This is a genomic window from Bacillus sp. DNRA2 (assembly GCF_012843265.1).
Lineage (GTDB): Bacteria > Bacillota > Bacilli > Bacillales > Cytobacillaceae > Bacillus_BU.
Genome location: NZ_JABAIT010000104.1, coordinates 1 through 201, shown reverse-complemented (window position 1 = coordinate 201; position 201 = coordinate 1). Strand labels below are relative to the sequence as shown.

Annotated in this window: 1 rRNA gene; it reads right to left on the bottom strand. The window is 49.3% G+C overall.

Annotated elements, in window-relative coordinates:
• Nucleotides 1-201, bottom strand: a 23S ribosomal RNA gene (locus tag HHO41_RS22850); the annotation flags it as partial.

The window sequence follows — 201 nt, the reverse complement described above, 5'->3', positions numbered from 1 at the left end:
GCGGTACGGGCACCTTTTATCTCGCTAGAAGCTTTTCTTGGCAGTGTGGAATCAGGAACTTCGGTACTATATTTCCCTCGCTATCACAGCTCAGCCTTCTTAGTAAATGGGATTTGCCTCATTTACAGCCTAACTGCTTAGACGCACATATCCAGCAGTGCGCTTACCCTATCCTCCTGCGTCCCTCCATCGCTCAAACGA